Consider the following 23,016-nt stretch of genomic DNA (forward strand, 5'->3'; position numbering starts at 1 on the left):
ATTACTGGAGTTTTAATGGCCTTTTGCCGCCCCCTGAGTAACCTATGGCACCACTGACCTTGAACTGGCCGACGATGTGCTGCAACCCCGATGAAAGGTCTGAAAGCTCTGACGCCGAGCGTGCAATGTGGTCTGAACTTGCCGAGGTCTCCTGTGACACATTCGCTATGGATTCTATGTCGGTTGTGATTGTCTCTGATACAGTGGACATCTCCTCAGTTGCTGAGGCTATTTGCTCTACCATCACCTGAAGCGACTGAATGCTGGCTACTATTTTATGCAGCGATTCGCCCGCGCTGCTTACGTTTTCTACCCCAGCCTCAACCATCTTTGTGGCACCGTCCATTGAAGATACCGCCATGTCTGTCTCATCCTGAATCGAGATGATCATCGTGCTTATCTCTGATGTCGCCTTGGCCGTTCTCTCTGCCAGCTTTCTCACCTCGTCCGCAACCACCGCAAACCCGCGCCCCTGCTCCCCTGCACGCGCCGCCTCTATCGCGGCATTTAAGGCAAGCAGGTTTGTCTGGTCAGCTATGTCCTTGATTACCTTTACTATATCCCCAATCTGCTTTGAGCGCTCCCCTAATGACGATATCAACCCCGCTGATTCGCCTACCGTTTGCGCTATCCCCTTGACCTCATTTATGGATTTATTTACTATTGCCTCACCTTCTTTTGCCTCTCTTGCCGTGTCCACGGCGGAGGTCGCTATGCTTGAGGCATTTCTTGCTATATCAACGACCGTCTGTGACATCTCCGTAGCCGATGTGGCGATTTGCGAAGACTTGCTTGACTGCTCGTTTACCCCAAGGGACATCTGCTCCGAGCTGCTTTTTAACCCGTCGCTCGACGCCGCCACCATGTCGGCAGACTGCTTTATCTTCTCTATCATTTCATTTAAATTAGCCGCCATCTCCGCCATTGCGCTTAGGAGCTGCCCCGCTTCGTCCGTGTTAAACGACTGTATATCCACTGTCAGGTCACCCGATGCAATTCTGTGCATCGCCCCGACCCCTTCACTCAACGGTTTCGTTATGCTCTTGATTATCGTTATGGCCGCTGCTAATAAACAAATTACGCCGATTAAGATAAGCGCCACCAGCAGGGTCTTCGTAGAGGCGACATTCCTCTCCGATTTTTCATATTCGTTTTTCGCGCCAGTCAGTTGAAGTTGAATTAACTCATCATAGTCTTTCTCCATCGTCTTTGCAAGCGGTCTGAATTTACCGTCAAAGATGGCCTTTGCCTCATCATATTTGCCGCCTCTTACCGCGTTCATAACAGGCGTTAACCCTTCATTTATATAAGCAAGCCTATCTTGGTGAAGCGTATCTGAGATTCTTTTCTCATCATTGGATAACTTTAAAGATGAGTATTTCTTCCACCTCTCGTCATTCTCTGCGATTCCGCTTTCTATCATGGGGACCCTTTTGTCTATCTCCTCTTTGGTTTGAACCATCAGCATCTGAACGAGATTAATCCTGGCGCGCTCAAAGTTCCTGTAAATTATACCTATTTCCCCCGAAGCGACCATCTCATGTTCGTAGCTGTCTTTGAGTAAAGCGTGTGTGCTCAGCGTGCTGTTTAGTCCAAACAGACCTATCACTACAAGTAATACGCAACTAAACCCGGCAAGGATATAAAGCCTCGCGCCTATCTTAATGTTGTTTAACATTCAACCTCCGTATATATAGAGAATTAGACGGTTTAGAAAAACAGTCTTTTATCTTCGCCTTCTTACGCCCTTGCTTACCCCTGAGCCTTTCCTTATTGACCTGCTTTTATACGAACCGGTCCTTGGCTTGCGGTTATGGCCACTGACATATGTCCCTTTCTTGGTGAAATGGCCGTTTACATACTCGGCAAATACCGTTGTACCGCAAGACAGTAAAAAAGCCAACATAACTATTATTGAAGCCGCCTTTTTCATCTCATGCCCCCTTTCATCTCATGCCCCCTTTCATCTCATGCCATCTTACCCACACTTTATTACGTTTATCAATCTAAACGCCACGTATACTAACATATATATTCGTACTTCTCAAACGAAAACTTTAGAACAATCCCTCGCTGATTCAATAATTTGCCCTGCTACCACCGGATTACAGCAGATGCCCATGTAAGCCCCCCACCGAACGCCTCCAGAAGTACATAGTCGTTGTCCTTTATGCGCCCACCCGAAGCGGCCTCATCCAGGGCAATCGGTATGGAGGCGGCTGAGGTATTGCCGCACCTGTCGAGGTTTACCATCACCCTGTCCATGCCTATGCCAAGCCTTGAGGCAGTTGCCGATATTATCCTCAGGTTTGCCTGATGCGGCACCAACAGGGCTATGTCGGAGGCCTTGAGGCCATTTTTTTCAAGGGCGTCAAGGACGAGTTTCTCAAGCGTCCTTACCGCTATTTTAAACGTCTCATTGCCTTTCATTTTTATGTAGTATAAACGGTTTGCCGCCGCCTCCTCTGATGGGGCAGATGGAGGATATTTAGAGCCACCCCCCGGCATATTTAACAGTTCCCAGTAGTTGCCGTCTGAGTGTATGTCAACCGACATGACGCCGGATTGGCCATCTGATGCCTCCACAATTACAGCACCCGCACCATCACCAAAAAGGACACAGGTGTTTCTGTCCTCCCAGTCCGTAAATCTTGACAGGGCCTCTGCCCCCACTAACAGCACCCTCCTGTACATCCCGCTCTTTATGTAGGCGTTGGCGGCAGACAGGCCGAATAAAAAACCTGAACACGCCGCGTTTACGTCAAAGGCCGCCGCATTGTCCGCACCGAGGCGGCTCTGCAGAAAACACGCCGTTGCTGGTATCGGCATATCCCCTGTAACCGTCGCAACGATGATTAAATCCAGGGAATCGGCTGAAATCCCCGCTCGCAAAAGGGCAATCTTAGAGGCCTCATACGCCAAGTCTGACGTGTTTTCCCCTTCGGCCACAATCCTCCTCTCTTTGATCCCCGTCCTTTCCATTATCCATTTATCAGACGTGTCAACCATTCTCTCCAAATCGCCGTTGGTCAGCCTTTTTGACGGCACGTATGAGCCGGTTGAGATAATCTTAGCCCTCTGCAATCTGTTGCTCCTTCATTTGCTTATGCGACATGGCAATCTCCTCAGATATTATCTTATTAATATTCACCTTCGCCAACTGATTCGCCACCTTTAGGGCATTTTTTATCGCCTTTGACGTGGAGCGGCCATGACAGATTATGCACGTGCCGTTTATGCCCAACAACGGCGCCCCGCCGCTTTCGTCGTAGTCTGTCCTTCTTCTGAAACCCCTGATTGCCGGCTTCATAAGCAGATACCCAAGTTTACTTGAGAAACTCCCCGATATCTCCGCCTTCAGCATCTTCATCAGCGCGTCCGCCAGTCCCTCGCTCACCTTCAGTATAGTGTTCCCTATAAACCCGTCGCACACCACTACATCCGCAAGGCCGGTAAACACATCCTTGCCCTCTATGTTGCCGATGAAGTTTATATTCGCCGTCTTTAAGAGCTTAAAGACCTCTTTTGTCAGTTCATTTCCCTTGGTGTCTTCCTCACCTATGCTCATAAGGCCTACCTTTGGCTCGTTGACGCCATAGACCGCCTTATAGTAGGCGCTGCCCATAAGGGCAAACTGGAGCAGGTTGTCGGGTTTACAGTCAACATTTGCCCCGGCGTCAATCAACAAAAAACGCCCCTTTACCATGGGCATCAGGACGGCTATCGCCGGGCGGTCAACCCCCTGGGCCTTTTTGAGAATCGTCAGCGCCGTTGCCATTGCCACGCCCGAATGTCCGGCGCTTACTACGGCCTCCGCCTCGCCTTTTTTTACCATATCTACCGCTACCCTTATTGATGAGTCCTTCTTCTTTCTGAGGGCCTGCGACGTTGCCTCATCCATGCCAACCACCTCAGAGGCGTGTTTGACTGTTATCCTCTTGTTGTCATAGTTCTTTTCGGCCTTCAGACGTTTCCATAGCACATCTGAGTTGCCAATCAGCTCCACGCTTATGTCGTCATACTCCCCGACGGCCTGCAACGCCCCTTCAACAGTCACACCAGGGGCATTGTCGCCTCCCATCGCATCCAGTGCTATCTTCATTGACCGGTACCTACTCTTTCTCTACTACTGCCAGTACCTCTTTCCCGTCGTACTTGCCGCAACCTAAACATACGCGGTGGGGTGCCTTAAATTCGCCGCAGTCAGGGCATTTCATTACTGGTGGCAGCGCGCCTTTCCAGTTTGCCTTCCTCTTGTCTCTTCTTGATTTCGAGTGTCTTGATGTTGGATTTGCCATTTATGCTCCTTTAGATTTATTATTAGTGCCCTTCATAAAGTCTTTCAATACATGAAATCTCGCGTCAACCGGCCGCTTTGCGCACTCACAAGGCACGGTGTTGAGATTTGCCCCGCACGAAGGACAAAGTCCCCTGCACTGTGGGCTGCACACCGTCTGCATCGGTATATTTAAGATCACCTGCTCTTCCATCATACGACTTATGTCCAAAAGACCGTCTTCATAAAAATGTAAATCCAGCTCGTCGCCGGACAACTGTCTTGCGTCCACCTCCGCCTCCAGCTCGCTTACCGGGACACAGACCATGGATACATCTATCTTAAAGCCATTGTCAAACTCCTCAAGGCATCGGCTGCAAGTTGATCTGGCGTCAACGACGGCCTCAGCAGAGGCCATCACCTCACCGGCCACACCCGCCACCAGCCGCAGGTTGACAGTCCCCTTTAAGCGGCCTTCCATTGACGTTCGCCCCTTTGTCAGAGGTATCTCTACCGCCGCGTCCTGCCCTTCCTCCGGTATGTCCTTTACATGTATCCGCATACTCCCGCCGCCTGTCTGCATACTCCTGCCACCTTCATATTTTATAGTAGTAAGGGCGTTTTATCAAACACTACCCTAAATTATAATTTTTACAATTAAAACTTGTCAAGGAACGGCGAAAATATGATATAATCAAAATTGCCCGTGGAGTTAATATCGTTATTAAAAGACTGGATTCCTGCCTTCGCAGTAATGACAGATTTAGTGTGGGCGTGATAAGAAAGGTGAGGAATGACAAAAAAGGCAGGAATCCAGAGGGTTTTAATGGAGGAACATAAGTGCTAAGACAGAGATTACTGGTAACGTGGACATTATGGAAGAGATAAACGACCTGATTGAACAGAGAAAAAAGAAACTTGCGGAGCTGCGCTCTCTTGGCATAGACCCATACGACGAGGGTTTTACCGCGGCAGATTACGCCGCGGCGCTTATAGATAAATATGGCGGCTTAGACCATGACGCACTTGAGGCCGCCAACCTGCCGTGCTCTGTTGCCGGACGAATCCTTGCCATGAGGAATTTTGGAAAGCTGGCCTTCGTGCATATTGCCGACGCCTCGGACGAGAGGATTCAACTGTGTTTCGCCAGAGACATCCTTCAGGATAAATTTCCCATCACAAAGAAACTTGACGTCGGTGATATAATCGGCGTTTCAGGGAGATTATTTAAGACTAAAACGGGGGAACTGACCGTAGAAGTCCAAAGTTTTAAGATAGTATCTAAGTCCCTGCGCCCCCTGCCGGAGAAATGGCACGGCCTGACAGATGTAGAGACACGCTACAGGCAGCGCTATGTTGACCTCATCGTAAACCCTGCCGTTAAGAGGACCTTTGCTATGAGGAGTAAGATTCTAAAGTCTATCAGGGACTTCCTTGAGGAGCGCGGGTTTATCGAGGTGGAGACGCCGATGATGCACCCGATTGCAGGAGGGGCGGCGGCAAAGCCGTTTAAGACGTTTCATAACGCGCTGGAGCTGGATTTATATCTGCGTATCGCCCCGGAGCTGTATTTAAAACGCCTGCTTGTTGGTGGCTATGACAAAATTTTCGAGATAAATAAGAATTTCAGGAACGAGGGCATATCCACGAAACACAACCCCGAATTCACGATGATAGAGTTTTATATAGCCTATAAAAATTATGAATACCTGATGGACTTCACCGAGGAGCTGATCTGCGAGGCGGCCATGCGCTCTGTCGGCACGCTGAAATTCAAATACGGGCAACTTGACATAGACCTTACGCCGCCGTGGAAGCGGCTCACGTTTTTCGGGGCGCTTGAGGAAAAGGGACTGCCGGAGGAGGTAGCCCGTGACTCTGAAAAATCTGTCGAATGGGCACGGCGGCACGGCGTTGATATACCAAAGAATCTGCCTCAGGGGAAGTTAATATTTGACGAGATATTCTCGGAACTCGTCGAGCCGGAACTTATCCAGCCCACGTTTATTACCGACTATCCTGTTGAAATCTCTCCCTTGGCGAAGCGTAAGAAGGACAATCCCGCCCTCGTGGATAGATTTGAGCTGTTTGTTGTTGGCAGAGAGCTTGCAAACGCGTTTTCGGAGCTTAATGACCCTATTGACCAAAGGGGCAGGTTTCAGTCCCAGTCAGAGGCAAGGCTTCTGGGCGACGAAGAGGCGCACTCCATGGACGAGGATTTTCTCCGGGCGCTTGAGTACGGGATGCCACCGGCGGCGGGCGAGGGCATTGGCATTGACCGCCTGGTTATGCTCCTTACCGACTCACATTCAATCAGGGACGTTATCCTGTTTCCCCAACTAAAGCCAGAGCAGTGAGGTTAAGCTATCCTTTTTTTATAGCCCTGCGATATTCCAAATCAAGGAAAAAAAACAGGGGCGTTTCGTTTAACACCGTCATATCCATTGGCGGGGTAGCGCTTGGCGTAATGGCCCTCATCATTGTGCTGTCTGTGATGAGCGGTTTTCACGAGGATTTACAAAGGAAGATACTTGGCGTCAACACCCATATCATAGTGCTGAATTACGAGGGTAAGATGATTAATTACAGGGAACTTGCCGATACAATAAAGGCTATGCCGCATGTGACGGCTGTGTCGCCGTTTGTGCTGGGGCAGACGATGGCCTCACGCCAGAAGAAGGCGCAGGGGATTTACCTGCGCGGTGTGCTGCCCTCGTTGGAGCAGACCACAACGGACATCGGCAAGTACGTGAAGAAGGGTTCTGTCAACGCCCTCAATGACGTGGAAAACGGCATTGTGGTGGGCAAGGAGCTCGCCTCTAACCTGGAGCTGTCCCTCAATGACGATATAAATATCATCTCCCCGATGGGTGACATAGGCCCTCTGGGTATGCTGCCTAAGGCGAGGAAATTCAAGGTCGTGGCGATCTTTGAGGTCGGCATGTTTGAGTATGACGCCAATCTTGCGATGGTCTCAATGGAGTCGGCTCAGAAATTTTTTGACGTCGGTGACGCGGCAAGCGGCATAGAAGTAAAAATTGATGACATATACAAGGCCTCAGATGTACGGGCGTATATAAATAAATCGCTTGGCTATCCATACTACGCGCGTGACTGGATGCAGATGAACAGGAATCTGTTTTCGGCGCTGAGGCTGGAGAAATTCGCCATGTTTGTCATTCTGACCCTTATTGTGCTGGTTGCGGCGTTTAATATCATCTCCACGCTTATTATGAACGTAATGGAGAAACAGCGCGAGATAGCCATACTTAAGACTATGGGGGCGACAAACAGCGGCATAATGTGGATATTTATGATTCAGGGTCTGTTTATCGGGCTTGCCGGGACGGTTATCGGCCTTGCAGGAGGCTCAATAACATGCTTTCTGCTGGATTCATACGAGATAATAAAGCTGCCCGCCGATGTGTACTACCTGAGCCATCTGCCAGTGAAGGTGAAACTCCTGGATTTCATGCTTGTTGCCGCCTCGGCGTTGACGATAAGTTTCTTGTCAACCATATATCCGGCGTATCAGGCGGCGAGGCTCAATCCGATTGAACCGTTGAGGTACGAGTAACTTGTTTAGGTTAATTGGGCGGATTATTATGATAACGTTTCTGTCGGTGGTGTGTTTTCTGTTTTTGGCGTATCGTTACGGCGGGGATAATTTCAGATGGCTTGGCGATGAGATAGAGTATGCGGCTTCTGATGTGAAGTCCTTTATGAACAAAGTGGCCGATAAGGCCGATGACATAGGACAGCGTATGCACGCCGTCATGGGGCAATACAATAAGACAAAGGAAGCGGTTAAGACGATAAATAAGGCCGTCCATACCGCAGCACCCCGCCATTCTGATGAGGCCGAAGAGACCAAATCCGGGGACGTATCACCAAAAGATGATAAACATAACTAAACTCAAAAAGTCGTTCTCCACCGAGGCCGGCCCGCTGACCGTACTGGACGGTGTGGATATGGTAATAGAAAAAGGGAAGATAATCTCAATAATGGGAGCCTCAGGCGCGGGCAAAAGTACGCTCCTGCATGTCACGGGTACGCTTGACAGGCCGACCTCCGGTGAGGTTTCATATAATGGCGAGGATGTCTTTAAGCTTTCTGACAGGGAACTTGCCGCGTTCAGGAACAGGACTATCGGGTTTGTGTTTCAGTTTCACAACCTGCTGCCGGAGTTTAACGCACTTGAAAACACGATAATGCCCGGACTTATCGCCGGGACAGAAAAAGAAGAGCTGCTGCAGCGGGGTAGGGCGATACTCTCTGAGCTTGGCCTGAAGGACAGGCTTCTGCACAGGCCGGGGGAGCTGTCAGGCGGAGAGCAGCAGCGTGTGGCGGTTGCCCGCGCCCTTATCCTTGAGCCTTTAGTGGTGCTTGCTGATGAGCCGACGGGAAATCTGGATACAAAAACCGGCGAGATGCTGATAGAACTTCTCCTTGACATAAACAAGAAAAAGGGTACGACATTTATTATAGTAACGCACAACGAAGCCTTCGCCCGGAAAACCGACATCACTTATGTAATGGTTGACGGCGCTCTGAGGGCCTGATAGTAAGTTGCAGACAAATGAGTAATTTAAAAGTCTGTCATTCCTGCGAAAGCAGGAATCCAGTTTTTAAGAAAATGGCGTAAGGACTGGATTGCCGCTCGTAGGCGGGAATGACAAATTAGGGAAGGTCGTGATAAGCATATTTAACAAGGTGAAGTTTGTGTCGCTCAATACCAAGCTGATGGTGTTTGGTCTGTTTTGTCTGATAATGCTTGGCGTGAGTTTTCTATACGACTTCAGAAGTACGGTTGAGATAAACGACATATCTTTATGGCTGCATAAGGCCGGTGAGTTGAGATGGAGGCTGCCGGAGTATACCTGTGGTTTCCCCGGTACACTCAATGCCGTAACTGGTGATGCTAAAAACGGTAACTATGCGGCGAGGCTGCGCCCGTTGAGAGATTTAAAGGCGCGGCAGATGTCAGAGGAGCTGTTTAACAGATGGAATGCCCTGAAGTCCGCGCCGCCTGACGAAAAGGCGGTCAGGGAATTTGACGGGGCGCTGGATGCCTTTACCTCTTACATGCTGGCAGATTACGGGCAAAAACTTGCGGCCTTGTATCGCTTTAAACTCTATATGGCGGTATTTTTTTACCTGATGGTCATATTGGCCATAGTACAGGCAAGGGCGATGGTCACACGCCCGCTGTTGAAGATAATTGAAGCGGTAAGAAAGGTCTCCCGCGGGGATTTTCACACAAGGATAAACCTGAGGTGCAAGGACGAAATAGGCGAGCTATGCAGGTATTTCAACGTAATGACAGACGCGCTTGACAGCTCATTTAACGATATGGAAGTCCTTGCCTCGTTCCCGGAGAAAAACCCCTCGCCCATAACAGGACTTCAAATACACGAAGGGCGGCTCCTGATAACGTACATTAATCCAGCGGCACAGGCCCTGATTAACGCTGATAATTTAGACAGGGCAGACCTGATACCTCCACAGTTGAACGAGATCATTGAGACCCTCCTGTCAGAAGATAAGGACTCAACATTATGTGAAATCGCCATAAAAGATAAGATATTTATTCAATACGTCCATGTATTGAAAGACCGTAAGACTATAAGGATATTCTCATACGACATAACGCGGCGCAAACAGATGGAAGACAGACTAAAAGAATACGCGGACAACCTTGAGCAAAAAATCAAAGAGAGGACAAAGGAACTGGAAGACGCCAAGCTCATGGCCGAGGCGGCAAGCAGGACAAAGTCCGGCTTCCTCGCAAATATGAGCCATGAGCTGCGTACGCCGCTTAACTCGGTCATAGGTTTTTCACAAGTCCTTGTAGATAAACTCTACGGAGAGCTCAACGCACAGCAGGAGCAGTACGTAAACAATATACTAAACAGCGGAAACCACCTGCTTGCCCTGATAAACGATGTGCTGGATTTATCAAGAATTGAGGCTGGTAAAATAGAGCTTGAGACGTCCATCTTTAGTGTCGGGCAGCTTATCAACACCTCAGTTGCCATGTTTAGAGAGCGTGCGATGGCAAAGCGCGTAAGGTTGTCTGCTGAGATACAAGCGGAGGCGGCTATAAATGTGGATGGCGACGAGCGTCGGCTGAAACAAGTGCTGTACAATTTACTAAGCAATGCGATAAAATTCACTCTGGAGGGCGGTACGGTAAAAACGACCGCGATGGCCGTCGTGCACAGCGCGGCCCCAGGTCAACGGTTTATCGAAATAGCCGTCGAAGACACAGGTATCGGTATCAGGGAGGAGGACATAGAGAGATTATTTATGGAATTCACGCAGTTGGATTCGTCATATACGAAGAAATACGAGGGTGCGGGACTGGGCCTGGCGCTGTCGAAGAAATTGATAGAACTGCACGGCGGCACAATCGGCGTAACAAGTGTTTTTGGCAAAGGAAGCAGGTTTTATTTTACAATACCAATATGTGGGCAATGATATTAATACCAAGTTGCAATCATATGAGTAATTTTGTCATTCCTGCGAAAGCAGGAATCCAGTCTTTCAGGAGACGGTGTGAGGACTGGACTGCCGCTCGTAGGCTGGAATGACAGACTTGAAAAAAAATAGTTACTTTTATGAACACAATTTAGTATAGGGCAAAGGTTATGAGGGCAAAGATACTGATAGTCGAGGAAAACGAAAACAACAGGCTGCTGATGAGGGCGGTACTGAGCTACCACGGGTATGATATTATCGAGGCGGCAAATGGTGAAGAGGCTGTTCGCGCGGCCAGGGAGGCCCTGCCAGCGCTGATATTTATGGGTATACAACTGCCTGTAATGGATGGCCTGGCGGCCGTGAAAGCGCTGAAGCTTGACCCAGCCACGCAGGGTATCAAGACCGTTGCAGTTACGGCATATGCCATGAAAGGAGACAGGGAGAACATACTTGAGGCCGGCTTTGACGGTTACATATCCAAACCCATAGATACGAGGCGGCTTCCGGCAATCGTAGAGGATTATATATCACAGCCATGAAAGACAAGAGAAAGAAAATCCTCTGTGTTGACGATGAGCCAGTTAACCTCCAGCTCCTTGAGGCATTCCTAAGGCCGCAGGGTTATGAGATGCTCATGGTCGCAGGCGGCGTGGAGGCCCTGGACGTGATATGCTCCACCTGCGTGGATATTGTCCTGCTGGACGTGATGATGCCCGATATGGACGGGTTCGAGGTATGCAGGGCAATCAAAGGGAATGAAAGGCTGCGGCACATACCCGTAATAATGATGACGGCACTGACGGACAAGAAGGAACGCATAAAGGGAATAGAGGCGGGGGCGGAGGAGTTCCTAAGCAAACCGTTTAATTTTGCCGAGGTGCTGGCGCGCGTCAGGATGCTTATCTCGATGAAGGAGCTTAATGACCGGCTGAGTTTTGCCTACAACGACATGGTAACCCTGACGACCTACGGTGAGTCGCTGATGCACAGGTTTGACCCTGTGAGTTTCGATTTCCACACATCAATAGACGAGATAATGAAGCAGACGTTAAGAAAAAAGACGAAAGACGACGCCAGGCCGGAGGCGTTTATCGTAGGAATATGCAACGACAAGGACAAGGACTGGCAGTGGCGCGTATATAAATATAACGAAGGGATGACTGGCGGAATAATCGAGTCGCAGTTACTGCCGGGCGGCTATGAAGGCCTGCTTGCCATACCTGATAGGGGCAGCTCCGCCACATCGGTGTTAAACGCCGGCGACACGGACAGCCCTGAGCTTGCCGCGTTCTTAAATGAGATACGCCACACCGTGCTGCAGATAGACAATGTCGTCTCCTACGTCAGCGCCTCGCTGTGTATCTTTGCGATAAACTATGGCTACACGGTGTCTTCATACGACGCCTCGGTGCTGAATAATTTTGTGGTACAGAGCCTGTTTCTAAAGAATCTCTCGTCGCAGGTGCATGAGACAGAAGACGCCTTTGAGTATATGGTTTACAGCCTTGCGAGGGCGGCAGAGAGTAACGACGAGGACACGGGAAATCACATCCTGCGCGTTGGGCGTTATTCAGCAACGATAGCGGAGTATCTGGGCATGGACGCAAGGTTCATCCAGACCATTACCCTTCAGGCAACGCTTCACGATGTAGGGAAGATTCATATACCGGCGGAAATCCTGAAAAAACCCGGGCAGTTAACGACCGCACAATGGAGGGAGATGAAGCAGCATTCCTCATACGGCGCCAAGATAATAGGCAGCCACTACAGGCTGTCAATGGCGGCAAGCATAGCCCGGACGCACCATGAGAAATGGGACGGCAGCGGCTACCCCAATGGCCTGAAAGGGGAGGATATCCCGCTGGAGGGACGTATCGTGTCCCTTGCCGACATATTTGACGCCCTGATAAACCCGCGCGTCTATAAACCCGCCTTTGACGCGGCGACCACATATAAAATCCTGACAGAAGGAGACGGCCGCGTAATGCCCCACCACTTCGACCCGCAAGTCCTTGAGGCGTTCAAAAACACAGTTTCGAAATTTTTGGAGATATTTGAGGAGCTGAAGAATAACTGAAACAGCAATCTATTTAGAGATTTGTCTTGAAAATATAAACACTACTAGGTATACTAAATACGCATGAGGCAGTAATAAATGGAAAAGAGAGAAATTAAATTTGTAGTAGAGGCAGTATCGGGGAGGGCAATCAGAACAACATATCGTCATTGGGATTTGATTACAAAGACTAAGCATCCTGAGATAGAAAATAAAGAAGTAGAAGTAAGGGAATGTCTTTTAAACCCTATTGAGATACGAAGGAGTTCTGAAGACGACAACGTATGCCTTTATTACTTACCACTGGATAAGTATTTTATCTGTGTAGTTGTCCGGCATTTGAACGGCGATGGATTTATAATAACGGCATATATAACCGATAAGGTTAAAGAAGGAGAGAAAATATGGAAAAGATAACTATAACTTATGATAAAATTGGCAATACGTTAGACGTATGGTTCAGCGCGCCGAAACCATGTGTGAACGAGGAAATAGGCGGCGGCATTATAATAAAGAAAGACGCAAACGGTGATATAATAGGTTTTGAAAAGCTGAATTACCTAAAAAAAGATAACCCGCAAGAAGTACACTCAATACCGCTTGAGGTGGCAATAGTATGAACATCATGCAAAAAGGAAAACTATGCAGCGATTAATTATAAAGAATTTCGGGCCAATAGAAGAGGTTGATTTAAATATCAACGACATAATGCTCTTCATCGGCCCACAAGCAAGCGGCAAAAGCACAATCAGCAAGGCGGTATATTTCTTTAAATCGTTAAAATATGAGTTGTTTAGATATGTTTTATCACCAATCAAAAAAAAGAACTTTGAAGTATCAATAGATAATTTTGATAGAGCAGCAGATGTACAATTTGTGGCTATTTTCGGTCCGATACGGCATCTATCCAATACATATCTCAAGTATGAATATAAAGAAGGTGTGGATATAGAAATAACTATTGAAGAAGGAAATTGCGTTTACCATTTCAGCGAGGCATTTCGCCAGATCTTTACAGAAATTATTAATAAGGTAAAATCTTATGCGTCTAATTATCATGCAAAAGATCCCAAGTTTTTGTCTTCGAGTGAGCTTTATTCGATCGGATTTGAAGAAGCATTTTTTGAATCAGAAATTGAAGACTTAGCTAATGAATTATTTTCAGACAAGCGGGATGTAGTCTTTTTTCCTGCTGGAAGGAGTCTTCTCTCAATATTATCTGACCAAAGACAAAACATTGATTTTAGAGCACTTGATCTTACGATGGCTCAGTTTGTAGAGAGGATAAATATTTCAAAGACGATCTTCTCATTATTTCCGACTATTCGCGCGCATAAACAAACAAAACTGACACAAGCAGCACAAGACGTTATTTTGAAAATTCTAAAAGCAACATATCGCTTTGAAGATGATGAAGATAGACTTTATTTTAGTAACACAGGTCATACCAGACTATCCTTCGCCTCGTCTGGCCAGCAAGAGGCAATATGGATATTATTGTTTATACGTGAAATAATACAGGAAGACAAGGATTTCTTCTCAGTGTTTGAAGAACCGGAGGCACACCTTTACCCTGAGACTCAAAAAGACATTATTGATTTGATTTGTTTATTATCCAATTTAAATAACAATCAGATAATCATAACCACGCATAGCCCTTATATCCTGTCTTCGTTTAATAATTTACTCTACGCATACACCATTTATAAAAAAGGGGTGCCGGATGTCAACTCTATTGTCAGCAAAGAATTGTGGATTAATCCTGACAGATTAGATGCCTATTTTGTTGACAAGGGTCGGGTTAGGTCAATTATTGATGAAGAGTATAAGCTGATAAAAACAGAAGAGATTGACAGCGCCTCTCAAATTATTGACGAGGTGTATAGTAAACTCTTTGATATTGACCCATAGTGATGAGCTGCGACAATTTCAAAAACCATAAGTGCTCTAAATGCGACAATCGCAGGATAATTGTCGTCGAGCAAAAAAGATCTAAGTACACGCTTAATAATGCGCCGGAAAAATATATTTGTAAGATTGATGTTGATGGATGCCTTATTACCGATGGAATGCGGTGCGATTACCTGATAATTAATTGTGATGACAACGTGGCGTATTTTGTAGAACTCAAAGGAAAGAATCTCTCTCATGCTATAGAGCAGATAACTCAATCCTTAACGTTATTATCAGATAAAATAACTGGCTGCAAAATCAACGCAAGAATAGTATTAACAAAGGTAACTACCCCTACGACAAAAGACTATCACCAAAAATTGCGATTTGAAAAATTGTTAAGAGGATACAAGAATGGCAATCTCAAAAAAGGAACTATTCAGTTTGTGGAACCGGAGTAAAAAAGTGTACAGGCGGCTTATGCAGGCCCTTCGACTGGCAATCCTCCTTGTTGCCTTTTGCCTTATAATCGCCGCCCCCGCGGTTGCCGCCCCGGATGTTAAATTCAGCCTGCCCGCAGAGCTTTCGGACTCCGACAACGCGGTTTCACCCGAAGATAAGATAAAACTAACCCGCCGTATTAAAGACCTGCTCAGCGGTATTGACGCCGTCTCGGCGGCCGTATATCAGACAAAGCACCTTGCGATGCTGAAAAAGGCAATCGAATCAGAAGGCACCGTGATCATCAGGAAAACCCCACGCGGGCTCAGATGGGAGGCCGTAAGGCCCGAAAGGACAGTAACCATCATTGACGAAAAGACGATAACCATATATAAGCCAGTCGAAAAGGAGGCCGATATATACGACATAGAGGCCAATATCGCGGCCAAACAATCAATGGCTTTTTTCTCTTCCACTATGTGGGGGGATATTTCGGAGCTGGAGAAGAAATTCAGTACAGAGATTTATTTAAAAAATGGCCTCATTATCTACAGGCTTATCCCGATTTCTGAGATGGTTTTGAGATACCTCACATCAATAGTAATATATTTTAACGACTCCACGGGCATCCCCGCCGGGTTTGAGCTGACCACGCCAAAAGGCGACAAGTACATGACTTCGTTAAGGGATGTCAAAAAAAACCCGCCATTTGACATAGACACGTTTTATCTGAAACTTCCAAAGGAAGTCTGGGTGCGAGACCACACGAAGCCGGATGAAAAAAACAGGTAATATCGGTACTGTATTAAAAGCCGCCGTGATAGCCGCGCTTGTAGTATTTTGCATAATGTACTACGACAGGCTGAACCCTGCGGGGATAAGCGCCTTTGCGGCTGAATATGGCGGCACTGCGCCGGTGGTGTTTATAGCGGTTTGTGCGCTGCGCCCGCTGTTATTTTTCATACCGACGATGGGGCTTTCAATCGTGGCGGGGCTTTTGTTCGGGGCATTCAATGGCGCGTTATATGTGGCATTCGCGGGTGTGTTGTCGAGCATGACGGGGTACTGGTTTGCCAGATGGATTGGCAGGGATGCGATAGTGCGGCTGACGGGCGTGAGCGAAGCCCTTAGGAGGCTTGACCGTTGGGCGGCGGAAAATGCACGGCGGGCGGTGTTGTCTATGAGGCTGTTTCAGCTTCCATGGGATATTGTGAGCTATTGGGCGGGCATTTCCGGCGTGGGGTTTCGGGATTTTTTTATTGCCAGCATGATTCCGCTCCTTCCGGTGAGTTTTTTATATACCTACATGGGCAGTAAAATACTGACGCCGCTACACGGGGGGTTCATCGCGGCAGTTATGGCCATAGCAGGCCTGGGTGCCCTGCCCCATGTGATAAAAAAATTAAAAAACAGCAACAGAACGAAATCCTGACGGCAATTTCAAATATTTATCGCTTTATTGTACAATACAGAGCGCATTGGAGAAAAACTAAAGATGAGAAACGATCAGCAAGGCGATGAGTTTTTGATAGCCGACTCAGCCCCCGTATTCATATGGACATCGGACGTCCACGGCGAGCGCTGCTATTTCAACAGGGTATGGCTGGACTACACGGGCAGGACACTTGAGGAGGAACGCGGGGGCAGGTGGATGGAAGGCATACATCCGGATGACTACATGAGCTACTGCGAATCATTCAACGCCGCCCTTTCAGGGTGCACTCCCTTCAAGGCCGAGTACAGGCTCAGACGCAAGGACGATGTCTTCCGATGGGTACTGGACACCGGTACGCCACGCTATAATGGGGATGGTGCGTTCATCGGCTATATTGGCTCGTGCGTGGGCATCAGCGAACGAAAACAGATGGAGGCCGAACTCATACGAAGCAACTCCATGCTGAAATCCCAGCAGGAGGCGTCAATAGATGGAATCCTGTTTCTTGATGAGCACCACAACATATCAAGTTTCAATTCCCTGTTCTGCCAGATGTGGGACATACCGGCGGACCTGTTAGATAGCAAAGACGGTCGGCCGCTTCTGGATTTCTTAAAGACAAGGCTTGAAAACCCTGAGGATTTCATAACAGACGCCGATTGCGCGGCAGCCCCAGGACATAACACTAACAGTGCCGCCCTGTGCGTCAGAGATGGCCGGATATTTTCCCAGCATTCGGCCTATGTAACGTCACAAGACGGCGGCAACTATGGAAGAATATGGTTCTTTCGGGATATTACGTGGCGCACTAAGATGGAAAACGAACTCAGACAAAAAACGAAATCTCTGGAAGAGCTTGCGGCACATCTTGAACAACGGGTTGAGCAGGAGGTCGAACAGCGGGTAAAACAAGAGAAAATTCTCATACAGCAGGCAAAAATGGCCTCTATGGGCGAGATGATTGAGGCAATCACGCACCAGTGGCGACAGCCCCTGAATTCCCTGTGCCTGATTATTCAGGACCTCGCCGACACGTTCGACAATGATGAGTGCGACAAATCGTTCATGGCGGATGCCGTTACAGACTCAATGCAGCAGATTGACTACATGACCAAGACGATAGACGATTTCCGAAATTATTTCAAACCGGCAAAGACGAAAGAGGTCTTTGATGCGGTACAAGGCGTGAAAGAAGTGCTTTCGATAGCATGGGGACAGCTAAAAATACACTCCATTTCAGCGCTGATAAACGGCTCTTCCTATGACCCAAACCAACCAGCCGATTTAGCACAGATTTTCGTGTCAACGTACAAAAATGAATTCAAACAAGTAATCCTTAATATCGTCAATAACGCAAGAGACGCGTTAAAAACAGCCCCAAAGCCAAGAGAAATATCGTTTGGGATGTTAGCCGACAACGCCACACTGATAACAACCATCAGCGACACAGGCGGGGGAATACCTGAAAATATATTGAATAAAATATTCACGCCTTACTTTACGACTAAAGAACACGACAAGGGAACCGGCATCGGCCTATACCTGTCAAAAATGATCGTGGAAAACAACCTTTCGGGAAAGATATACGCATCTAACGCAAAGGCCGGGGCATGTTTTACGATAGAGCTTCCCATAGGCGATTAGATCAATAGATAAAACGTGTGCGAGATACGGGTGAAGGGGGGTTACCCCCCTTCGTCTTTAATCCTTTTGCTTAGTCTCCTTGTCTTGCTTAGTCTCCTCGTCGTCGAAGAGGTCTTTTTTCACAGTGCCGCCGCACAATTTTATCAAGTGCTTAAGTGCCTTAGCGGCCTGTTTTGCCTTAGTTTCGCTCTCACATTGAAAATAACCATAGTTTTGCATCAATTCGTTGTGATATCTGTCCTTCGACCCATCAACAATATACTTAATGAGGGGGGCCTCATCCGAAGTAGTGTAGCTGATACTGTTGGCGATTAGACCGTATTTTACGCCGTTGGTTGAAGGCCACACTCCGGGGGTAGGACTTTCGGGGTTTAACTTGTCCAACGGGGCATAGCGTCTGTGCATATAGGAGGTGTTGTCATATGACCTGGTCTCGGAAATAAACATACACCCTTCAAGAAATACATTATCCTTCGTCTCGGCATTATCATTATCAATCGTGCATCTCTCTTTTATATACGCGAATGTCTCCTCTTTAGATATTTCCTTTTCTTTTCCTTTTCCCGCACCTTTCTTTGATTCGCTAAAACAAGGAGACGACAAACTTACCGTCAGGACAGCCGCGGTAAGTAAAAGCAACAACCAGCTTACTGTCTTTCCACCCTTTGTTTCTCCCTTCGTGTAGTTCAATGGCTTATCCTCCTGTTAACTGTTAAACTTACGATACGGCCAGATTCCTGTTTATACCACCCTGTTTATGCCACCCTGCTTATACCACCCGGCCAATATCAATCGGGTGTTTTAGGCCTTCAATGAAGGCTCACCCGACGTGTATATTATACAGTAAACTATGGCCGATAGTCAAAAGTGGGTTTGCGCCGCTGTCAAGCCGCGGGAATAGTTATTTGCCAATACAAAAATCACTGAATATCCTGTTGAGAATGTCGCCGGTTGTTATGGTTCCTGTGATTTGCCCTAAGGCGTTGAGTGCGTTTCGCAGTTCAATGGCGGTTATTTCATAGGGGGCATCAGCGCTCAGGCATTTTTGGGCGGCCATCAGGGCAGAGGCCGCCTCATCGAGCGCGCCTTTGTGTCTTTGGTTTGTTACTATTGCGCCTTCGCCGGCCTCCGGTGTGCTGCCTCCCATTACGTGGCTATACAGGGTTTCTTTTAAAGTATCCAGTCCATCGCCGCTGAGTGCGGAGATGTTTACAATCTTTACCTCAGTGTCCTGATTTGTTGCGCGTCTGTATTTATCCACAATATAACCGTTGTTATAGACCATCTGTTTGTCGGCCTTGTTGATGGCGATGATTATGTCCTTACCCGCTGTTGCCCTTAATATCTCATCGTCTTCGGTGGTAAACGCGGTACTTCCGTCAAAGACCGTGATGACCAGCGCCGCGGCCTCTATTGCGGCAATTGAGCGGCTTATACCTTCCGCCTCGGCAAGTTCGTGGCCCTCTCTGATTCCCGCCGTGTCCACCATCCTCACGGGCAGGCCGTTGATGTTTATGGCCTCTTCTATCGTATCCCTTGTTGTACCCGGCAGAGGGGTCACTATAGCCCGGTCTCTCTTTAGTAAGGCGTTTAACAGAGAGGACTTTCCAACGTTGGGTTTGCCGACGATGGCCGTTGACAGGCCCTCCCGATAGAACCTCCCGAACGAGTAAGACTCCGAAAGTGTCATCAGGGCCGTCACCATCGAATTAATCTTATCCATCAGCATGGATTTATCTGACGACGGGATGTCGTCCTCGGGAAAGTCTATCTGTGCCTCCACCTCAGCGCACATTGAGATAAGTTCGTCAATGATTGGCGATATGTTCGATGACAGTCCGCCGGAGAGCTGCTCAAGGGCAAGCTGGCCGCTTTTGTGTGTGGCCGCGTTGATAATGTCCAATACGGCCTCGGCCTGTGCGAGGTCAATCCTGCCGTTTAGAAATGCGCGCATGGTGAATTCACCGGGTGCCGCAAGCCGCGCCCCCGCCTTTATAGCCAGTTGCAGCGTCTTACTCACAGTGAACAGGCCGCCGTGGCAGTTTATCTCTACGACATCCTCTGCTGTGTAGCTCTTTGGGGCGCGCATCACGCTTAACAGCGCCTCGTCAATTTTTTCTCGTTTTTCGGGGTCTATTATGAATCCATAGGCCATGGTAAACGAGGGCATTGACGCAATTTCCTTGCCCTTTGGTGAGGAAAATATCCTCTCTGCGACATTTACGGCATCCCAGCCGCTTATCCTGACAATCCCGATGCCGCCAACTCCGGGTGGGGTTGAGATGCCCGCTATGGTATCATCTGAAAGGTTTATATCTGACATCGGACGGCAGTGCCTCCGCCTCCGCAATTATGGCCTGAACCAGTGCGTCAATGGTTGCCGCCTCCGGCATGATGCTGACAGTCAGACCAGCCTTTTCGACGGCCTTTTTGGTTACAGGGCCGATGACGGCGATGGTAACTTCTCTGAGCAGCCCGGTGGTTTCAGCTCCAAGGAATTCCTGTAAATTGTTAAATGATGAGGCGCTTGTAAATGTGGCCATGGTTATCTTGCCTTCTCTGAGGAACCGCTCAAGCCTCTTACCGTGTGCCCGCGGTTTTATTGTCTTGTACGCGGCGGGTGTGTCTATATGCCCACCTAACTCTCTCACGGCGTCGGGGAATGCCTCCCGCGCCTTTTCAGCCCGCGGCAGGAGAAACCTCTTCCCTCTTATTGCCTCTGCCCCGTCAGCCGTAAATGTTGCTATTAATCCTTCGGCGTTGAACTCCTCCGGCACGACCGCGGTCATCAGTCCGTAGCCCCTCAGTGTCTCATTGGTTTTTTCGCCTATGGCGCAGAGTTTTATCCCCTTTAAATCCCTGATGTCCTTATTCTTTGCAGTGAGGCGGCCAAAGAAATATTTAAAACCGTTTGAGGAGGTAAAAATTATCCAGTCATACATCTCTATATTATCTATCGCCGCGTCAAGCGTCTCAAAAGAATCCGGGGGGACGGTCTTTATTGTCGGGAATTCGAATATCTCAGCCCCAAGGTCCTCTAATGGCTCGTAGTCGTCGGTGTATTGTCTGGTTATGAGGATGCGCTGCCCGAACAGGGGTTTCTTCTCATACCATGTTAAGACATCTCTCAGGCCGACGGTTTGTCCTACGACCATGACGGCGGGCGGCCTGATTTTTTGACCCTTTGCGGTCTCTGAAATATCCCGCAGCGTAGTGGTTAAAGTAACCTGCTCAGGGCGGCTGCCCCATCTTATTATGGCCGCGGGCGTGAGCGGGTCTCTCCCATGTTTTATCAGATTTGACGTTATGTAGTCTATGTTTTTTACACCCATTAAGAAAACCAGAGTATCAAAACCCTGTGCAATAGCAGGCCAGTTGAGTTTACTGTCTTTTTTTGTCTCATCTTCGTTGCCCGTTATTACCGCGAAGGACGATGAGTACTTGCGGTGCGTAAGGGGAATCCCCGCATAGGCCGGAACGCTGATTGCGGAGGTTACGCCGGGGATTATCTCGTAATCAACGCCGTGTGAGACTAAGAACTCGGCCTCCTCGCCACCGCGTCCGAAGACGAACGGGTCGCCTCCTTTTAACCGGCATACGTTGTTTCCTTCAAGGGCCTTTGCTAACAGGGACGCGTTTATGTCGTCTTGTGTCATTTCGTGGCGCCCGCCGCGTTTTCCAGCGTATATCAGCTCCGCCCCCTCTCTGGCAAGATTAAGGAGGCGGTTGTTTACATGAAAGTCATAGAGAATGGTGTCCGCCTTTTTGATACACCTCTGTGCCTTAATTGTAAGAAGCCCGATGTCGCCCGGGCCGGCCCCGACAAGAAAGACCTTACCCTTTGTTGTTTTCATAGACCTCTCGCAGTATATCACCAGCGCCGCGCCTGATGAGGTCATCAGCAAGGGCAACCCCGATGGACTCAGAATCACCCTCCATAAACCCGCGAATCATCACCTTGCCGTCAACGCTTCCCACCAGACCGGCAATATGGAGTTTCCCGCCGGGGTCGAGTGTGGCATAGGCCGCTATGGGCACCTGGCAGCCGCCCTCAAGCCGTTTTAAGAACGCTCGCTCAGCACGCACGCAGACCGCCGTTGCCTTGTGATTTAACCGCGCGGCGAGGCTGTTTATTAGTTTATCTTTAGATTGCGAAGCATTATCAGACCGGCATTCTATGCCGACGGCACCCTGGCCTATTGCCGGCAGGCTTATATCTACGGGAAGGATTTCGGTTATCCTGGCCTGTACGCCAAGCCTCTTCATTCCGGCTGCGGCTAAGATAATAGCGTCGCACAACCCCTCGTCGAGTTTTCGCAGCCGGGTATCAAGGTTTCCCCTGAGTTGCATTATCTTTAGATTTGGTTTCAGGTTGAGAAGTTGGCAGGAGCGCCTGAGGCTGCTTGTCCCCAGCACCGCGCCATCGGGCATGGCGTCAAAACTACCAATGCCCTGTCTGCCTACGAAGGCGTCACGCGGGTCTTCCCTTTGGCATATCGCCACAAGGTGAAGTCCATCGGGGAAATCTGTCGGCACATCCTTCATGCTATGGACTGCTATGTCGGACTCTCCCCTCAGCAGCGACTCCTCTATCTCCTTTACGAAAAGCCCCTTGCCGCCGACCTTCGAAAGCGGCACGTCGAGAATCTTATCTCCTGTGGTCTTTATAATTCTGAGATTTACGGCAATCCCCTGCGCAATCTGCTCAAGCTGCCCTTTGACCCATTGCGCCTGCCACAGTGCCAGCTTGCTGCCGCGGGTTCCTATTGTGATTTCCATTGAATTAT

At 48.6% G+C, this 23,016-nt stretch carries 24 protein-coding genes; 14 read left to right on the forward strand and 10 right to left on the reverse strand.

The features are described 5' to 3' along the window. Position 1: 1 nt before the first annotated feature. The 6 genes from AB7D94_RS02300 to AB7D94_RS02325 form a co-directional block, all read right to left on the reverse strand. Positions 2–1,678, reverse strand: coding sequence for a methyl-accepting chemotaxis protein (locus AB7D94_RS02300; RefSeq protein ID WP_420264083.1), 1,677 nt, complete (start codon positions 1,676–1,678; stop codon positions 2–4). Between the two features lie 48 nt (positions 1,679–1,726). Then, the gene (locus AB7D94_RS02305; protein WP_420264084.1) at positions 1,727–1,933 is read right to left on the reverse strand and encodes a hypothetical protein; all 207 of its coding nucleotides are present in this window, start codon (positions 1,931–1,933) and stop codon (positions 1,727–1,729) included. 161 nt (positions 1,934–2,094) lie between these two features. Further along, the gene (locus tag AB7D94_RS02310) at positions 2,095–3,084 is read right to left on the reverse strand and encodes a beta-ketoacyl-ACP synthase III (protein WP_420264085.1); all 990 of its coding nucleotides are present in this window, start codon (positions 3,082–3,084) and stop codon (positions 2,095–2,097) included. After that, positions 3,071–4,102, reverse strand: a complete 1,032-nt coding sequence (gene plsX, locus AB7D94_RS02315; protein ID WP_420264086.1) for a phosphate acyltransferase PlsX — start codon at positions 4,100–4,102, stop codon at positions 3,071–3,073. The genes AB7D94_RS02310 and plsX overlap by 14 nt, the downstream gene beginning before the upstream one ends. A 10-nt stretch (positions 4,103–4,112) precedes the next feature. Further along, the gene (rpmF, locus tag AB7D94_RS02320) at positions 4,113–4,298 is read right to left on the reverse strand and encodes a 50S ribosomal protein L32 (protein ID WP_420264087.1); all 186 of its coding nucleotides are present in this window, start codon (positions 4,296–4,298) and stop codon (positions 4,113–4,115) included. Beyond that, positions 4,299–4,838, reverse strand: coding sequence for a YceD family protein (locus tag AB7D94_RS02325; RefSeq protein ID WP_420264088.1), 540 nt, complete (start codon positions 4,836–4,838; stop codon positions 4,299–4,301). 313 nt (positions 4,839–5,151) lie between these two features. Here AB7D94_RS02325 and lysS point away from each other — a divergent pair, with 313 nt between their 5' ends. From lysS to AB7D94_RS02395, 14 genes are all read left to right on the forward strand, one after another. Then, entirely contained in the window at positions 5,152–6,633 is a 1,482-nt protein-coding gene (gene lysS, locus AB7D94_RS02330; protein ID WP_420264089.1) for a lysine--tRNA ligase, read from the forward strand. Next, a complete protein-coding gene (locus tag AB7D94_RS02335; protein WP_420264090.1) occupies positions 6,630–7,853 on the forward strand; it encodes a lipoprotein-releasing ABC transporter permease subunit in 1,224 nt (407 codons plus the stop codon). Before lysS ends, AB7D94_RS02335 begins: the two co-directional genes overlap by 4 nt. Before the next feature lie 28 nt (positions 7,854–7,881). Then, positions 7,882–8,190, forward strand: coding sequence for a hypothetical protein (locus tag AB7D94_RS02340; RefSeq protein ID WP_420264091.1), 309 nt, complete (start codon positions 7,882–7,884; stop codon positions 8,188–8,190). Continuing rightward, complete coding sequence (locus AB7D94_RS02345; protein WP_420264092.1) at positions 8,174–8,839, forward strand: ABC transporter ATP-binding protein; 666 nt, start codon at positions 8,174–8,176, stop codon at positions 8,837–8,839. Before AB7D94_RS02340 ends, AB7D94_RS02345 begins: the two co-directional genes overlap by 17 nt. Positions 8,840–8,969: 130 nt before the next feature. Next, a complete protein-coding gene (locus AB7D94_RS02350) occupies positions 8,970–10,757 on the forward strand; it encodes a sensor histidine kinase (RefSeq protein WP_420264093.1) in 1,788 nt (595 codons plus the stop codon). A 170-nt stretch (positions 10,758–10,927) separates the two neighbouring features. Further along, on the forward strand, positions 10,928–11,299 hold the full coding sequence (locus tag AB7D94_RS02355; RefSeq protein ID WP_420264094.1) for a response regulator: 372 nt from the start codon (positions 10,928–10,930) through the stop codon (positions 11,297–11,299). Continuing rightward, entirely contained in the window at positions 11,296–12,837 is a 1,542-nt protein-coding gene (locus AB7D94_RS02360) for an HD domain-containing phosphohydrolase (protein ID WP_420264095.1), read from the forward strand. Before AB7D94_RS02355 ends, AB7D94_RS02360 begins: the two co-directional genes overlap by 4 nt. A gap of 78 nt (positions 12,838–12,915) precedes the next feature. Then, a complete protein-coding gene (locus tag AB7D94_RS02365; RefSeq protein ID WP_420264096.1) occupies positions 12,916–13,233 on the forward strand; it encodes a DUF4258 domain-containing protein in 318 nt (105 codons plus the stop codon). Continuing rightward, positions 13,221–13,436 (forward strand): DUF2283 domain-containing protein, encoded by a 216-nt coding sequence (locus tag AB7D94_RS02370; RefSeq protein WP_420264098.1) that lies wholly within the window; start codon positions 13,221–13,223, stop codon positions 13,434–13,436. The genes AB7D94_RS02365 and AB7D94_RS02370 overlap by 13 nt, the downstream gene beginning before the upstream one ends. Before the next feature lie 22 nt (positions 13,437–13,458). Then, complete coding sequence (locus AB7D94_RS02375; RefSeq protein WP_420264100.1) at positions 13,459–14,727, forward strand: AAA family ATPase; 1,269 nt, start codon at positions 13,459–13,461, stop codon at positions 14,725–14,727. Further along, entirely contained in the window at positions 14,727–15,170 is a 444-nt protein-coding gene (locus tag AB7D94_RS02380) for a hypothetical protein (protein WP_420264101.1), read from the forward strand. Before AB7D94_RS02375 ends, AB7D94_RS02380 begins: the two co-directional genes overlap by 1 nt. Further along, positions 15,124–15,942, forward strand: a complete 819-nt coding sequence (locus tag AB7D94_RS02385; protein WP_420264103.1) for an outer membrane lipoprotein carrier protein LolA — start codon at positions 15,124–15,126, stop codon at positions 15,940–15,942. Before AB7D94_RS02380 ends, AB7D94_RS02385 begins: the two co-directional genes overlap by 47 nt. Continuing rightward, positions 15,926–16,582 carry a TVP38/TMEM64 family protein gene (locus tag AB7D94_RS02390; protein ID WP_420264104.1) on the forward strand — a complete coding sequence of 219 codons (657 nt, stop codon included), beginning with the start codon at positions 15,926–15,928 and terminating at the stop codon, positions 16,580–16,582. The genes AB7D94_RS02385 and AB7D94_RS02390 overlap by 17 nt, the downstream gene beginning before the upstream one ends. 63 nt (positions 16,583–16,645) lie before the next feature. After that, positions 16,646–18,229: a PAS domain-containing sensor histidine kinase gene (locus AB7D94_RS02395; RefSeq protein ID WP_420264105.1), complete on the forward strand. Its 1,584-nt coding sequence runs from the start codon at positions 16,646–16,648 to the stop codon at positions 18,227–18,229. A gap of 57 nt (positions 18,230–18,286) precedes the next feature. Here the strand turns inward: AB7D94_RS02395 and AB7D94_RS02400 are convergent, their stop codons facing one another. From AB7D94_RS02400 to hemC, 4 genes are all read right to left on the reverse strand, one after another. Further along, positions 18,287–18,919 carry a hypothetical protein gene (locus AB7D94_RS02400; protein WP_420264106.1) on the reverse strand — a complete coding sequence of 211 codons (633 nt, stop codon included), beginning with the start codon at positions 18,917–18,919 and terminating at the stop codon, positions 18,287–18,289. 211 nt (positions 18,920–19,130) lie between these two features. Continuing rightward, positions 19,131–20,552 carry a tRNA uridine-5-carboxymethylaminomethyl(34) synthesis GTPase MnmE gene (mnmE, locus tag AB7D94_RS02405; protein ID WP_420264108.1) on the reverse strand — a complete coding sequence of 474 codons (1,422 nt, stop codon included), beginning with the start codon at positions 20,550–20,552 and terminating at the stop codon, positions 19,131–19,133. Continuing rightward, on the reverse strand, positions 20,527–22,083 hold the full coding sequence (gene cobA, locus AB7D94_RS02410) for a uroporphyrinogen-III C-methyltransferase (RefSeq protein WP_420264110.1): 1,557 nt from the start codon (positions 22,081–22,083) through the stop codon (positions 20,527–20,529). The genes mnmE and cobA overlap by 26 nt, the downstream gene beginning before the upstream one ends. Continuing rightward, positions 22,064–23,008, reverse strand: a complete 945-nt coding sequence (gene hemC / locus AB7D94_RS02415; RefSeq protein WP_420264112.1) for a hydroxymethylbilane synthase — start codon at positions 23,006–23,008, stop codon at positions 22,064–22,066. Before hemC ends, cobA begins: the two co-directional genes overlap by 20 nt. Positions 23,009–23,016: the final 8 nt, after the last annotated feature.

It is taken from the genome of Candidatus Magnetominusculus dajiuhuensis, from assembly GCF_046044395.1.
GTDB classification, from domain to species: Bacteria; Nitrospirota; Thermodesulfovibrionia; order Thermodesulfovibrionales; family Magnetobacteriaceae; genus Magnetominusculus; species Magnetominusculus dajiuhuensis.